The organism is Streptomyces sp. NPDC048734 (assembly GCF_043198675.1).
Lineage (GTDB): Bacteria > Actinomycetota > Actinomycetes > Streptomycetales > Streptomycetaceae > Streptomyces.
Genome location: NZ_JBICUZ010000001.1, coordinates 691,646 through 705,958, shown reverse-complemented (window position 1 = coordinate 705,958; position 14,313 = coordinate 691,646). Strand labels below are relative to the sequence as shown.

Sequence of the window (14,313 nt, the reverse complement as noted above, 5' to 3'; positions counted from 1 at the left end):
GCCCGCTCAGGCCTCCATCGACCAGATCAGCACCTCGGCCGGGCCCGCCCCGGCCACCAGCTCCAGGTCCTTCTCGTCGGCGGCGCGCACCGCGTCCCCCGGCCCCAGCTCGTGCGGGCCGAGCCGGACGGCGCCGCCGACGACGTGGACGTAGACCCGCGGCGCGTCCGGCACGGCGGTCCGCTCCCCCGGCGCCAGCCGCCGTGCGTGCAGCATCGCGCCCGCCTCCGGGACGGCGTACGGCGTGGCGTCGGCGATGCCGCGGACGAGGTCGTAGGACGGCTCGCCGCCCGGCGCCGACGGGGCCAGCCACATCTGCACGAAGGTCAGCGTCCCGGTGCCGTCGTTGCGTTCGACGTGCCGCACCCCGGCCGCCGAGCTGAGCCGCTGCACGTCGCCGGGACGCACCCGCGTCTCGTGCCCGGCCGAGTCGCGGTGGGTCAGCTCGCCCTCGACCACCCACGTCACGATCTCGGTGTGGCTGTGGGGGTGCTCGTCGAAGCCGGCGCCGGGCGCCAGGCGCTCCTCGTTGCAGGCGATCAGGGCGCCGAAGCGGAGGTTGCCGGGGTCGTAGTGGGGGCCGAAGGAGAAGGCGTGCCGGGTCCCGATGCCGGCCGCCGGGTCCCCACCGGGGTAGCGCTCGTCGGCGCGGCGTACGTCCATCACGCCGACCACGGTAGACCCGCCGCCGGCCGGACGGTGACCGCACCCGTGACCCGGCCACGCACGCGCGGGTCCCGATGAGGCAGTCTTGTGCACGTGCCCGAACCCGAAACCCACGACAACCGTGCCGCAGCGCCCACCGCCCACACGCACCTCGCGACCCTGAAGCGGCTGGAGAGGTCCTCCGGGAGCCTCGCCGCCCAGGCCATCACGCGCATGGACGAGACGCTGCCGTGGTACCGGGCCATGCCCCCGGAGAACCGTTCCTGGATCGGGCTGGTGGCCCAGGCGGGCATCGCCGCGTTCACGGAGTGGTTCCGGCGTCCCGACGCCCCGCAGGCCATCTCCACCGACGTGTTCGGGACCGCGCCGCGCGAGCTGACCCGGGCCATCACGCTGCGCCAGACCGTCGAGATGGTGCGCACCACCATCGAGGTGATGGAGAGCGCGATCGACGAGGTCGCCGCGCCCGGCGACGAGAACGTGCTGCGCGAGGCGCTCCTGGTGTACGCCCGCGAGATCGCGTTCGCCACCGCCCAGGTCTACGCCCAGGCCGCCGAGGCGCGCGGCGCGTGGGACGCGCGGCTGGAGTCGCTCGTCGTGAACGCCGTGCTCAGCGGGGAGGCCGACGAGGGGGCCGTCAGCAGGGCCGCCGCCCTCGGCTGGAACGCGCCCGAGCACGTGTGCGTGGTCCTCGGAACGGCGCCGGACGGGGACTCCGAGTTGACGGTGGAGGCGATCCGGCGGGCCTCGCGGCACGCCAAGCTCCAGGTGCTCACCGGGGTGCTCGGCTCCCGCCTCGTCGTCATCGCCGGTGGCAGCGACGACCCGATGGCCGTGGCCAAGTCCCTGATCGGGCCGTTCGCGGCGGGGCCGGTCGTCGCGGGCCCCGTGGTGCCCGACCTGCTGGCCGCGACCCGGTCCGCGCAGGCCGCCGCGGCGGGGCTCAAGGCGTGCTCCGCCTGGCAGGACGCGCCGCGCCCGGTGCTGGCGGACGATCTGCTGCCGGAGCGCGCCATCGCCGGTGATCCCGGCGCGCGCGAGCAGTTGGTGGAGGAGATCTACAGACCGCTGGAGGAGGCGGGCTCGGCGCTCCTGGAGACGCTCGCCGTCTACCTGGAGCAGGCGTCCAGTCTGGAGGGTGCGGCGAGGATGCTGTTCGTCCACCCCAACACCGTGCGCTACCGGCTTCGACGTGTGACTGACGTCACCGGCTGGTCGCCGTCGGATGTACGCTCTGCGTTCACCTTGCGCATCGCGCTGATCCTGGGACGTCTCGTCGACGGAGACCCCAAGAGCTAGCGTTTTGTCGGGGGCCCACAAAACCCCCTGCCGTTCTTCGTCCCTGTCCCCACGGGCGGCCGTGCCCGTCCCCAAGAGAGAGTGTGAGAGTGCTCGTACTCGTCGCTCCCGGCCAGGGCGCACAGACGCCCGGCTTCCTGACCCCCTGGCTCGAACTGCCCGGCGCCGCCGACCGCGTCGGCGCGTGGTCGGACGCCATCGGACTGGACCTCGCCCACTACGGCACGCAGGCCGACGCGGACCAGATCCGTGACACCGCCGTGGCGCAGCCGCTGCTGGTCGCGGCCGGAATCCTGTCGGCCGCGGCGCTCGGCGACGCGGCCCCCGGCGCGGTCGCGGGTCACAGCGTCGGCGAGATCACCGCGGCCACCTTCGCGGGCGTCCTCGACGACACCGCCGCGCTGACCCTCGTGCGCAAGCGGGGTCTGGCCATGGCCGAGGCCGCCGCGGTCACCGGGACCGGCATGTCGGCGCTGCTCGGCGGCGACCCCGAGGTCTCCGTGGCGCACCTGGAGAAGCTGGGGCTGACCCCGGCGAACGTCAACGGCGCCGGACAGATCGTCGCCGCGGGCACGCTGGAGCAGCTCGCCGCGCTGAACGAGGACAAGCCGGAGGGCGTCCGCAAGGTCGTTCCGCTGAAGGTCGCGGGCGCGTTCCACACGCACCACATGGCCCCCGCGGTCGAGACGCTGGCCGCCGCCGCCAAGGAGCTGTCCCCCGCCGACCCGGAGATCGTCTACGTCTCCAACAAGGACGGGCGCACGGTGGCCACCGGCGCCGAGATCCTCGACCGGTTGGTCGGCCAGGTCGCCAACCCGGTCCGCTGGGACCTGTGCATGGAGACCTTCCGGCAGCTCGGCGTGACGGCGCTGATCGAGGTGTGCCCCGGCGGTACGCTCACCGGTCTGGCCAAGCGCGCCCTGCCCGGCGTGAAGACGCTGGCGCTGAAGACCCCCGACGACCTCGACGCGGCCCGCGAGGTCATCGCCGAGCACAGTGCCTGACAAGGAGCCGACGAGCATGGCGAAGATCAAGCCCAGCAAGGGCGCCCCGTACGCGCGCATCCTCGGCGTGGGCGGTTACCGGCCCACCCGGGTGGTGCCCAACGAGGTGATCCTCGAGACGATCGACTCCTCCGACGAGTGGATCCGCTCGCGCTCCGGCATCGAGACCCGGCACTGGGCGAACGACGAGGAGACCGTCGCCGCCATGTCGGTCGAGGCGTCCGGCAAGGCGATCGCCGACGCCGGGATCACCGCCGCGCAGATCGGCGCCGTGGTCGTCTCGACCGTGTCGCACTTCAAGCAGACCCCGGCCGTGGCCACCGAGATCGCCGACAAGCTGGGCACGGACAAGGCCGCAGCCTTCGACATCTCGGCCGGCTGCGCGGGCTTCGGTTACGGCCTGACGCTCGCCAAGGGCATGATCGTCGAGGGCTCCGCCGAGTACGTCCTGGTCATCGGCGTGGAGCGGCTGTCCGACCTGACCGACCTGGAGGACCGGGCCACCGCCTTCCTGTTCGGTGACGGCGCGGGCGCGGTCGTGGTCGGCCCGTCGAAGGAGCCGGCGATCGGCCCGACGGTGTGGGGTTCCGAGGGCGACAAGTCGGAGACCATCAAGCAGACCGTGCCGTGGACGGACTACCGCGACGGCGAGGTCGCGAAGTTCCCGGCGATCACCCAGGAAGGCCAGGCGGTGTTCCGCTGGGCCGTGTTCGAGATGGCGAAGGTCGCCCAGCAGGCGCTGGACGCCGCCGGGATGAGCTCCGCCGACCTGGACGTCTTCATCCCGCACCAGGCCAACGAGCGGATCATCGACTCGATGGTGAAGACCCTCAAGCTGCCGGAGTCCGTCACGGTCGCGCGTGACGTGCGGACCACCGGAAACACCTCGGCCGCCTCGATCCCGCTCGCGATGGAGCGGCTCCTGGCGACCGGCGCGGCCAAGAGCGGCGACACCGCGCTCGTCATCGGATTCGGGGCGGGTCTCGTGTACGCCGCGACGGTCGTTACCCTCCCCTAGGCACTCCGTGCCGGATCACGCGGTCCGGGACGGAAGACACCCAATGCCACACCCTCTGGAACACCAACGAAGGAGCGCCGACATGGCCGCCACTCAGGAAGAGATCGTCGCCGGTCTCGCGGAGATCGTGAACGAGATCGCCGGCATCCCGGTCGAGGACGTCCAGCTGGACAAGTCCTTCACCGACGACCTGGACGTCGACTCGCTGTCCATGGTCGAGGTCGTCGTCGCCGCCGAAGAGCGCTTCGACGTCAAGATCCCCGACGAGGACGTCAAGGACCTCAAGACGGTCGGCGACGCGACGAACTACATCCTCAAGCACCAGGCCTAAAGCCACTGCTGGGGCCGGATGATCCGGCCTGCCCCGCCACCCGGCGGTGGCGCCGCTGAATCCCGATCGTTGGAGAAAGAATTCCCGTGAGCCCGACCAATCGCACCGTGGTCGTCACCGGTATCGGCGCAACCACACCGCTGGGTGGCGACGCAGCCTCTACCTGGGAGGGTCTGATCGCCGGCAAGTCCGGCGTCACGCCCCTGGAGCAGGACTGGGCGGCCGACCAGGCCGTCCGCATCGCGGCGCAGATCGCCGTGGAGCCCACCGAGGTCATCCCGCGGCCGCAGGCCCGCAAGCTGGACCGCTCGGCGCAGTTCGCGCTGATCGCGGCTCAGGAGGCCTGGAAGGACGCCGGTTTCGCGCCGAGGACGGCCGACGGGACGTCCGACGCCGCGTCGGGTGCCTCCGTGGACCCGGACCGGCTCGGCGCGGTCATCGCCTCCGGCATCGGCGGTGTGACGACCCTGCTGGACCAGTACGACGTGCTGAAGGAGAAGGGCGTCCGCCGCGTCTCCCCGCACACCGTGCCGATGCTGATGCCGAACAGCCCGTCCGCCAACGTGGGTCTGCTCGTGGGCGCCCGCGCGGGTGTGCACACGCCGGTCTCGGCGTGCGCGTCGGGCGCCGAGGCCATCGGCTACGCCGTCGAGATGATCCGTACGGGCCGCGCCGACGTCGTCGTCGCCGGCGGCACGGAGGCGGCCATCCACCCGCTGCCGATCGCCGCGTTCGGCAACATGATGGCGATGTCCAAGAACAACGACGACCCGCAGGGCGCCTCGCGTCCCTACGACACCGCGCGCGACGGCTTCGTGCTCGGCGAGGGCGCCGGTGTGATCGTCCTGGAGTCCGCCGAGCACGCCGCCAAGCGCGGGGCGCGGGTGTACGCCGAGGCGGTCGGCCAGGGCATCTCCGCCGACGCCCACGACATCGTGCAGCCGGAGCCGGAGGGCCGCGGCATCGCGCACGCCCTGCAGAACCTGCTGGACAGCACCGACCTCGACCCGGCGGAGATCGTGCACGTCAACGCGCACGCGACGTCGACGCCCGCCGGTGACGTGGCCGAGCTGAAGGCGCTGCGCAAGGTGTTCGGCGACGACGCCGACCACATGGCGGTCTCGGCGACGAAGTCGATGACCGGTCACCTGCTCGGCGGCGCCGGCGGTGTGGAGTCGGTGGCGACGGTCCTCGCGCTGTACCACCGGGTGGCACCGCCGACCATCAACGTCGAGAACCTCGACCCCGAGGCCGAGGCGAACGCGGACATCGTCCGCGGCGAGGCGCGCAAGCTGCCCGTGGAGGGCCGTATCGCCGCGCTGAACGACTCGTTCGGGTTCGGCGGGCACAACGTGGTGCTGGCGTTCCGGACGGTCTGAGAACCGCCTGTACGTGCGTGAAGGGGCCCCACCGGGAGGTGGGGCCCCTTTTCTTGGCGTTCTCGGCGTTCTTCGTGTTCTTGGCGCTCGGTGCCCCGCCCGGGGCGCCTCGGGTCACACGACCTGGTGGAGCCACCTCACCGGGGCGCCCTCGCCGGCGTAGCGGAACGGCTCCAGTTCGTCGTCCCAGGGCTTGCCCAGGAGCTTGGCGACCTCCGCCTCCAGGTCCGTCTCGCCGCGCTGGGAGCGGGTCAGGGCGGCGCGCAGGCGGTCCTCGGGGATGAGGATGTCGCCGTGGATGCCGGTGACGGCGTGGAAGATGCCGAGGTCGGGGGTGCAGCTGTAGCGCTCCCCCTCGGCGTTGGCGCACGGCTCGGCGGTGACCTCGAAGCGCATCAGGTGCCAGCCGCGCAGGGCGGAGGCGAGTTTGGAGGCGGTGCCGGCCTCGCCCTGCCAGGAGAACTCCGAGCGCCAGGTGCCCGGCGCGGCGGGCTGCCGGATCCAGTCGAGGCTGACGCGTGTGCCGAGCACCCCGGCGACGGCCCACTCGACGTGCGGGCACAGCGCGCGCGGCGCGGAGTGCACGTACAGAACTCCACGTGTCGTCACCGGTACCTCCGGACAGAGCAGGACGGTCTTGCTGGCTGGCATGGCGGCTGTGGCGGCAGCCACGTTGATGGCGAGGCTACCGTGCGACGGCGCGAGGAGTGTGACGTACCGTCGGTCCGGGGCCGCCGAAGGGCCCCCATTCACCCGGCAGGACGCCTGTACGGGCCTGATCCGTTGCTTCCGGTCGGCTCGGGAACTCCCGGACGTTGTCATGGGTGGGGCGGCGGATCGTCCGGCCGGGGAACAGCCGGACGAGCGGGACGAGCAGGACGACCGAGGGGACACCGAAGGATGCGGAAGCCAAGCCACCGCTCGCGGGCCGTGGCCGCGGTGACGGCCGCGGTCGTGCTGGGCGCGGCCGGCTGCGACGCGCCGGGTGGGGACGGGCCGGGCGCGCGGGAGCGGAAGGCGAGGCCCTCGGCGTCGCCGACCCCGGTGTGGGACACCAGCCCCGCCTCGCTGGCCGCCGTGGGCGACTCCATCACCCGCGGCTTCGACGCGTGCTCGGTGCTGGCGGACTGCCCCGAGGTGTCCTGGGCGACCGGCGACAGCGGCGAGGTGAACAGTGTGGCCGTGCGGCTGCTGGGGGCGAGGGCGGCCACGCACAGCTGGAACTACGCGGTGAGCGGGGCGCGGATGGCGGATCTGCCGGCGCAGATGGCGCGGGCGGCGGCGCGCGGTCCCGCGCTGGTGACGGTGATGGCGGGGGCCAACGACGCCTGCCGGGTGACGGCGGAGGCGATGACGCCGGTGGCCGACTTCCGGGCGGGCTTCGAGGAGGCGCTGCGCACCCTGCGCCGGACCGCGCCGAGGGCGCAGGTGTACGTGGCGAGCGTGCCGGACCTGAAGCGGCTGTGGTCGCAGGGGCGGACGAACGTGCTGGGCAAGCAGGTGTGGAAGCTGGGGATCTGCCCGTCGATGCTGGGGGACGCGGACGCGCTGGACCCGGCGGCGAATCTGCGGCGGGAGACCGTGCGGCAGCGGGTGGCGGACTACAACACGGTGCTGGAGGAGGTCTGCGCCAAGGACGCGCGGTGCCGGTTCGACGGCGGCGCGGTGTACGAGTTCCGCTTCGGGACCGACCAGTTGAGCCACTGGGACTGGTTCCACCCGAGTACGAACGGGCAGGCCAGGCTGGCCGAGATCGCCTATCGTCGGATCACCGCCCCGGACGCGTGACTTAGGGTTTCCCCCATGAGCGAACACTTCGGAACACTTTCCGACGGCACCCCCGTGCACCGCTGGACCCTGGAGCGGGCGGGCGTGCGGGTTCGGGTCCTGTCCTACGGCGGGATCGTGCAGTCGGTGGAGGTCCCGGACCGGGAGGGGCGCGGTACGGACGTGGTGCTGGGGTTCGCCGACCTGGACGGCTACCTCACGCATCCGGAGCCCTATCTCGGCGCGTTGGTCGGGCGGTACGCGAACCGGATCGCCCGGGCCCGCTTCCCGTTGGACGAGGTGACCTACGCCCTCGAGCCGAACGACGGGCAGAACTCGCTGCACGGCGGGGCGCGCGGTTTCGACAAGCGGGTGTGGGACGTGGAGCCGGTCGAGCACGGGCTGCGGCTGAGCCGGGTCAGCCCGCACGGCGAGGAGGGCTTCCCGGGCCGGCTGGAGGTCACGGCCACCTACACGCTGGACGCGTCGGGGGCGCTGCGGCTGGTGTACGAGGCGGTCACGGACGAGCCGACGGTGGTGAACCTGACCAACCACAGCTACTTCAACCTGAACGGCGCGGGGAGCGCGGGCGGGCACGAACTGCGGCTGGCCGCCTCCCGGTACACGCCGGTCGACGACGGCCTGATCCCCACCGGTGAGCAGGCGGACGTGGCGGACACCCGCTTCGACTTCCGTACGGCCCGCGAGGTCGGCGGGGGCCTCGACCACAACTTCGTGCTCGACAAGGGCGTCACGCAGGGGCCGGTGGAGGTGGCCGAGCTGTACGACCCGGCGTCCGGCCGGGTGCTGACGGTGGCCACGACCGAGCCGGGCGTCCAGGTGTACACCGCCGACCACCTGGGCGAGCCGTTCGGGCCCGGTGCGGGCGTCGCGCTGGAGACCCAGCACTTCCCGGACTCCCCGAACCGGCCGGAGTTCCCGAGCACCGGGCTGCGGCCGGGCGAGGTGTACCGCTCGGAGACGGTGTACGGGTTCTCGGCGCGGTAGGCCTGCGGGATGCCGGCGCGGTGGGCGTACGGGCCCCTGGCGCGGTAGGCGCGGGGGTTCCCGGTCCGGCGGGCGCGGCGCCGGGACGTGCATAGCCCCGGTCCAGGGGTCAGGTCCCGGACCGGGGCTGCTCTTGGGGCGCGGGGCCCGCGTCAGACGTTAATCGTCGCGGTGATCCTGCGGTCCGCGAGAGACCTACCCACCTGGATTTCGTACGAACCCTTCACAAAGGACCACCGCCGGGCGGCCTCGTCCCAGATCTCGAACGCGCGGCGCGGGAGGGTGACGACGGCCTCGGCGCTCTCCCCCGGGCCGGCCTCGACGCCGGCGAAGCCGGCCAGCCAGCGGGCCGGGCGGCCGGCGTCGGGTTCGGTGGGCGCGAGGTAGACCTGGACGACCTCGCGGCCGGCCCGTCCGCCGGTGTTGCGCAGGCGGACGGCGACGTTCGTCCCGTCCGTCTCGACCGAGTCGTACGTCCAGTCGGTGTAGCCGAGGCCGTGGCCGAAGGGGTAGGCCGGGGTGCGGCCTTCCTTCTCCCAGGCGCGGTAGCCGATGAAGACGCCCTCGTCGTAGGGGAGTTCGCCGTCGGTCGGGGTGACCCGGGTGACCGGGGCGTCGGCGAGGGAGCCCCAGGTGGTGGGCAGGCGCCCGCCGGGCTCGTGGGCGCCGGTGAGGACGTCGGCGAGGGCGGCGCCGCCCTCCTGGCCGGGGAACCAGCTCAGCAGCACGGCGGCGACGTCCTCGCGCCACGGGAGTTCCACCGGGGAGCCGGAGTTGACGACCACGACGGTGTCCGGGTTGGCGGCGGCCACGGCCCGCACCAGGTCGTCCTGGCGGCCGGGCAGGCGCAGGTCGGTGCGGTCGAAGCCCTCGGACTCGACGCGTTCGGTGGTGGCGACGACGACCACGGCGGTGTCGGCGGCGCGGGCGGCCCGGACCGCCTCGGCGATCAGCGCGTCCGGGTCCCGCGGGGGCTCCTGGTGGGCGAGCGCGAAGGCGACGACCTTCAGCGGCAGGCGCTCGGGGAACCGGACGACGTAGGTGAGGGAGACGTCGACCGTCTCCCCGGCGGTCAGTTCGGTCTCGGCGCGGGGCACCGGGGAGCCGAAGGCCGCCTCGAAGGGGTCGCTGACGTCGGCCGGCTCCTGGGTGCCGTCGAAGTACGTGGTGCCGGCGACGGCGAGGGTGAAGGCGCCGACGCCCTTGACGCCGAAGGTGTGCCGGCCGCTCGCGCGCGGGGTGAAGGTGCCGGTGAGCTCCACGGTGTGCAGGGTGTCGGAGGTGACGCCGTCGGGGAGGTCGTTGCCCATCCACTGGATCTGCCCGCCCGGGGCCGAGCCGGTGCCGAGGACGGTTCCGGCCGCGTCGCGGCAGACGGCCCGCAGGGTGAACCCCTTTCCGGCGAAGGCGAGTTCGGTGGTCGGGTCGGCGCCGACGGCGTAGCTGAGGGCGCCCTCGGGGAGGGCTGCGGTGAGGCCGTCGAGCGGGGAGACGACGCGGGCGGGGAAGACGGTGGCGGAGCCGCCGCCGAGGACGCGGGCGTCGCGGGCGGCGGCGCCGATGAGGGCGACGGTGCGGCCGGGCCGCAGGGGCAGCACGGCGCGCTCGTTGCGGACCAGGACGAAGGAGCGGCGGGCGAGTTCGCGGGCCAGCGACTCGCCGTGGACGGGCGCGGGCGGCACGGGGACGGCGGGTTCGACGTCCGCGAGGGCGCCCACGCGGGCGGCGAGGCGCAGGACGCGGCGTACGGCGTCGTCGACCTCGGGCTCGTCGAGGCGGCCGTCGCGCACCGCCTGGGCGAGGGCCTCGCCGTAGACGGTCGCGGGGCCGGGCATCGCCACGTCGAGGCCGCCGCGGAGGGCGCCGACGGTGTCACGCGCGGCCGTCCAGTCGGAGACGTTGAAGCCGTCGAATCCCCACTCGCCGCGCAGGACCCCGTTCACCAGGTGGTGGTGTTCGGTCATCGTGGTGCCGTTGACCGTGTTGTAGGCGGTCATGACGCCCCACGGGCGGGCATCGGCGACGATGGCCTCGAAGGGGGCCAGGTACAGCTCGCGCAGGGCGCGCTCGCCGACCAGGTTGTTCACCGTGAAGCGGTCGGTCTCGGCGTCGTTGGCGACGAAGTGCTTGACGGTGGTGCCGACGCCGCCCTCCTGCACGCCTCTCACGTACCCGGTCCCGATCCGTCCCGTCAGGTGGGGGTCCTCGCTGTAGGCCTCGAAGTGGCGGCCGCCGAGCGGGGAGCGGTGCAGGTTGACGGTCGGGGCGAGCAGGACGTGGACGCCCTTGCGGCGGGCTTCCTGGGCGAGGAGCACCCCGGCGCGGCGGGCGAGGCCGGGGTCCCAGGTGGCGGCGAGGGCGGTCGGGGACGGCAGCGCGACGGACGGGTCGTCGGCGGTCCAGCGCACGCCCCGGACGCCGATCGGGCCGTCGGACATCACGAGGGAGGCGAGGCCGATCTCGGGGAGGGCGGGCAGGGACCACATGTCCTGGCCGGCCAGCAGCCGGGTCTTCGCGTCCAGGTCGAGCTTGCCGAGGGCCGCCTCGACGGCCGCCTCGATGTCCGCCATCGCGGGCCTCCTCGTTGAATTCCTGTGCGGTGCTGTGCGGTGTTGTTCCCCATCGTGCATCGACCGCCTGTGGAGCGGTAGGTTTCGAGACGCTGCCGTTACCTTCACGGCCGGTGATGTCGTACGGTGACCGACATGGACGCCAGGACGACCAGGACGACCAGGAGCGAGGAGCGGCGCGCGGAGATCGTGCGGGCGGCCCTGGAGGTGATCGCCGAACGCGGTTACCGGGGCGCGAGCCTGGCGTCGGTGGCCGAGCGGGTCGGGCTGACCCAGCAGGGGCTGCTGCACCACTTCCCCACGAAGGACGCGCTGCTGGTCGCGGTGCTGGAGGAACGCGACCAGTGGGACGCGATGCCGCACACCCGGTGGCGGATCGACCTGCTGTGCTCGCTGGTCGAGTACAACGCGATGCGGCCCGGCATCATCCAGACCTTCTCCGCCCTCCTCGGCGAGAGCGTCACCGAGGGGCATCCCGCGCGGGCGTACTTCACCGACCGGTACCGGCAGGTGCGGGCCGGCACGGCGGCGGTCCTGCGCGCCGAGTACGGCGACCGCCTGCCCAACGGCCTCACCCCGGAGCGGACCGCTCCGCTGCTGGTGGCGGTGATGGACGGCCTGCAGTACCAGTGGCTCCTGGACCCGGAGTCGGTGGACATGCCGGGCGCCTTCCGCGACTTCCTGCGCCTGCTGGGCGAGGGCGTGGACTGACGGCCGGTCCGGACGGCCCGGACGGCCCCGGGCGCGGCCGGTTCGTGCCGCGCGCACGCCGCCGACGGCCGTCTCCACCCGCCCGTGTTCCGGTGCGGGCCGGCGGGGGCGGCGGCCGGTGCCGGGGGCGGTGCCGGACCGTGGGCCCGTGCGCCACCGGCCGCCGGACACCGCCGCGCGGGTGCGGGCGGCCGTGGCCGTGGCGGTCAGTGTGCGGCGGCGGCCGTGGCCGTCAGTGCGGCGGCGGCACGGTGGCGGCCGGCTCCTCGCGGTCGTCGTCGCCCACGGTCTCCTCGCCCAGCAGGTCCCGCGCCATGAGCGTCGCGCCCGCCACCGCGCCCGGCATCAGGAACACCGCGACGAAGGGGACCAGGAACGCGAGCGCGAGGGGCGTGCCGAAGCCCCAGACGAGGGTCCTGCGGGAGCGGAGCAGGGCCAGCCGGGACCGGGCGTCGACGGTCCGGCGCTGGAGGGCGACGGACGTCAGTTCCTCGGTCAGGAAGAAGCCGGTGACGAAGAGGCCGATCACCGGCACGACGGTCTGGCCGAGGAACGGGACGAAGCCGAGTGCGAAGAGCAGCACGCCCCACAGCAGCGCGCGCAGCAGGACCCACAGGCTGTCGCGGGCCGAGATCCACAGTTCGCGCCAGAGCGGCAGTCCGGACACCGGGGCCGAGCCGTCGGGCGAGACGTCGCGGTCGACCCGTTCGGAGAGGCTCTCGTAGAAGGGCTGGCCGATCAACAGCGTGACCGCGGTGAAGGTCACCACGGCGAGCAGCAGGCCGAGCGCGAACAGCACGACCGTCAGGAACCCGCGGAACAGTCCGCCCCAGGGGCTCGACCAGTCGTCGGCGAAGGGGGTCGCCCAGCCCACGAAGTCCTCGCCCCACACGCCGAGCGCCACCAGCGCGCCCACGTACAGGACGAGCGTGATCAGGCCGGGCACGAGCCCGAACCCGTACTGCTTCCCGTGCCGGGCCACCCAGCGGTGGCCCTTCAGGAGATATCCGAATCCCACCCCAAGATCGCGCATGGCCGGATTCTATCGGGGCGCGGGCATGACATCGGAGCCGCCGGGGATCGCGCCCGCCGGTCCCGCGCCCGGCCGCCCCTACGCCATCCGGGCTATCCACGACACCAAACACCTGCCCGCCGCCGTTGAGTCGAACGGGTAGGCCTCGCCGTACCGATCGACGGAAGCACCCGGGAGCACCCGGAAGCACGGTTGACCACGGCGCACGCGAGCAGCGGTCTGGTGGAGGAGAGCGGATGACCCAGGAGATCCATGGCACCGTCGCGGCGGGCTTCGAGACGGTGCGGGACGAGTTCGCCGCCTTCGTGGCGACCGAACGACCCGACTACGAGGGCCAGTTGTGCGTGTACGTGCACGGCCGGCGGGTCGTCGACCTGTGGGCCGGGGACGGCGCGGACGCCGACTCCCTCTACGGCGTGTTCTCGTCGTCCAAGGGTGCCGCCCATCTGGTGGCGGCGCTCCTGGTGCAGGAGGGGACGCTGGAGCTGGACCGGAAAGTCACCTACTACTGGCCCGAGTTCGCGTCCGAGGGCAAGGGCGCGCTGACCCTGCGCGACCTGCTCGCGCACCGGGCCGGCGTGGTCGGCACCGACTCCGGGTTCTCCCGGCAGGAGCTGGCGGACGACCGGCAGATCGCCGAACGGCTCGCCGACCAGCGGCCGTTCTGGCGTCCGGGCACCGCGTTCGGCTACCACGCGCTGGTCATCGGGGCGCTCAGCGGCGAGGTCGTACGGCGGGCGACCGGCCGTACGCTCCAGGAGGTGTACGAGGAGCGGGTGCGGGCGCCGTACGGGCTCGACCTCTTCCTGGGGCTGCCGGGGGCGCACGAGCCGCGGTTCCGGTCGACGCGTGCCATGGCGCCGACCGCGGAGCAGCGGGCGCTGCGGGCCTCGCCGCAGGACGGGCCGGACACCCTCGCCGGCGTCGCCTTCAACCGGCACGCCGCCGAGCCGACCGATCTCGAGACGCTGCCGAACGATCCGCTCGTCCGGGCGAAGGGGCCGGCGTCCGTCGGCGGCGTCGCCTCGGCGCGCGGACTGGCCGCGATGTACGCGGCGGCGATCAGCGAGGTCGGCGGGAAGGCGCCGCTGCTGAAGGAGGACACGGCGGCGGAGTTCGCGCAGTTCCACTCCGTGGGGTACGACCTGGTGGCGCGGGCGCACAAGTCGTACGGGCTGGGGTTCCAGGCGACCGCGGACACCTGGTATCCGGTGCTGGGGGCGGGGGCCTTCGGGCACAGCGGGGCGGCGGGGAGCCAGGGCTTCGCGGATCCGCGGAGCGGGATCGCCTACGGCTACACGCGGCGGCGGTTCGCGTTCCCGGGCGGGGCGGCGGTGGAGAACGAGAGGTTCGTCGCCGCGGTGCACGGGGCCGCGCGGGCCCTGGGGTGACGTGGGTCCTGGGGTGAGGGCGGGGGGCGCCCATGCCGCTCCTTCCCGTCCCGGGCCCGGGGCCCCTTCCCGTCCTGGCCCGGACCCGGGGGCCGCGTCCCGGCCCCCGGTCCCTCGTCCGCGCACCGCCCGATCC

General features: G+C 73.5%; 12 protein-coding genes and 1 pseudogene. 9 read left to right on the top strand and 4 right to left on the bottom strand.

Annotation, left to right across the window (positions count from 1 at the left end; translation table 11 throughout):
- Positions 1 to 6 precede the first annotated feature (6 nt).
- Positions 7 to 666, bottom strand: a complete 660-nt coding sequence (locus tag ACGFQC_RS03070; protein WP_363086968.1) for a pirin family protein — start codon at positions 664 to 666, stop codon at positions 7 to 9.
- 93 nt (positions 667 to 759) lie between these two features.
- Between ACGFQC_RS03070 and ACGFQC_RS03065 the strand changes: the two genes are divergently transcribed.
- From ACGFQC_RS03065 to ACGFQC_RS03045, 5 genes are all read left to right on the top strand, one after another.
- Positions 760 to 1,965: a helix-turn-helix domain-containing protein gene (locus ACGFQC_RS03065; protein ID WP_363086967.1), complete on the top strand. Its 1,206-nt coding sequence runs from the start codon at positions 760 to 762 to the stop codon at positions 1,963 to 1,965.
- 89 nt (positions 1,966 to 2,054) lie between these two features.
- Positions 2,055 to 2,969 (top strand): ACP S-malonyltransferase, encoded by a 915-nt coding sequence (locus ACGFQC_RS03060; protein WP_363086966.1) that lies wholly within the window; start codon positions 2,055 to 2,057, stop codon positions 2,967 to 2,969.
- A 16-nt stretch (positions 2,970 to 2,985) separates the two neighbouring features.
- Positions 2,986 to 3,987: a ketoacyl-ACP synthase III gene (locus tag ACGFQC_RS03055; protein ID WP_363086965.1), complete on the top strand. Its 1,002-nt coding sequence runs from the start codon at positions 2,986 to 2,988 to the stop codon at positions 3,985 to 3,987.
- Positions 3,988 to 4,069: 82 nt separating this feature from the next.
- Positions 4,070 to 4,318 carry an acyl carrier protein gene (locus ACGFQC_RS03050; protein WP_363086964.1) on the top strand — a complete coding sequence of 83 codons (249 nt, stop codon included), beginning with the start codon at positions 4,070 to 4,072 and terminating at the stop codon, positions 4,316 to 4,318.
- An 86-nt stretch (positions 4,319 to 4,404) separates the two neighbouring features.
- Entirely contained in the window at positions 4,405 to 5,697 is a 1,293-nt protein-coding gene (locus ACGFQC_RS03045) for a beta-ketoacyl-[acyl-carrier-protein] synthase family protein (RefSeq protein ID WP_363086963.1), read from the top strand.
- A gap of 114 nt (positions 5,698 to 5,811) precedes the next feature.
- Here the strand turns inward: ACGFQC_RS03045 and ACGFQC_RS03040 are convergent, their stop codons facing one another.
- Positions 5,812 to 6,306, bottom strand: a complete 495-nt coding sequence (locus tag ACGFQC_RS03040; RefSeq protein ID WP_363087358.1) for a DUF3145 domain-containing protein — start codon at positions 6,304 to 6,306, stop codon at positions 5,812 to 5,814.
- 291 nt (positions 6,307 to 6,597) lie between these two features.
- Here ACGFQC_RS03040 and ACGFQC_RS03035 point away from each other — a divergent pair, with 291 nt between their 5' ends.
- Complete coding sequence (locus tag ACGFQC_RS03035; protein WP_363086962.1) at positions 6,598 to 7,485, top strand: SGNH/GDSL hydrolase family protein; 888 nt, start codon at positions 6,598 to 6,600, stop codon at positions 7,483 to 7,485.
- A 15-nt stretch (positions 7,486 to 7,500) separates the two neighbouring features.
- The gene (locus tag ACGFQC_RS03030) at positions 7,501 to 8,472 is read left to right on the top strand and encodes an aldose epimerase family protein (RefSeq protein WP_363086961.1); all 972 of its coding nucleotides are present in this window, start codon (positions 7,501 to 7,503) and stop codon (positions 8,470 to 8,472) included.
- A gap of 152 nt (positions 8,473 to 8,624) precedes the next feature.
- Here the strand turns inward: ACGFQC_RS03030 and ACGFQC_RS03025 are convergent, their stop codons facing one another.
- On the bottom strand, positions 8,625 to 11,042 hold the full coding sequence (locus ACGFQC_RS03025; RefSeq protein ID WP_363086960.1) for a glycoside hydrolase family 3 C-terminal domain-containing protein: 2,418 nt from the start codon (positions 11,040 to 11,042) through the stop codon (positions 8,625 to 8,627).
- A 116-nt stretch (positions 11,043 to 11,158) separates the two neighbouring features.
- On the opposite strand from ACGFQC_RS03025, the pseudogene ACGFQC_RS03020 reads away from it, so the two are divergent.
- Positions 11,159 to 11,753, top strand: a pseudogene (locus tag ACGFQC_RS03020) (TetR/AcrR family transcriptional regulator).
- Positions 11,754 to 11,985: 232 nt separating this feature from the next.
- On the opposite strand, the gene ACGFQC_RS03015 reads toward ACGFQC_RS03020, so the two are convergent.
- Positions 11,986 to 12,786 (bottom strand): EI24 domain-containing protein, encoded by an 801-nt coding sequence (locus tag ACGFQC_RS03015; protein ID WP_363086958.1) that lies wholly within the window; start codon positions 12,784 to 12,786, stop codon positions 11,986 to 11,988.
- A 236-nt stretch (positions 12,787 to 13,022) separates the two neighbouring features.
- On the opposite strand from ACGFQC_RS03015, the gene ACGFQC_RS03010 reads away from it, so the two are divergent.
- The gene (locus tag ACGFQC_RS03010) at positions 13,023 to 14,177 is read left to right on the top strand and encodes a serine hydrolase domain-containing protein (RefSeq protein ID WP_363086957.1); all 1,155 of its coding nucleotides are present in this window, start codon (positions 13,023 to 13,025) and stop codon (positions 14,175 to 14,177) included.
- The last annotated feature ends 136 nt before the right edge of the window (positions 14,178 to 14,313 follow it).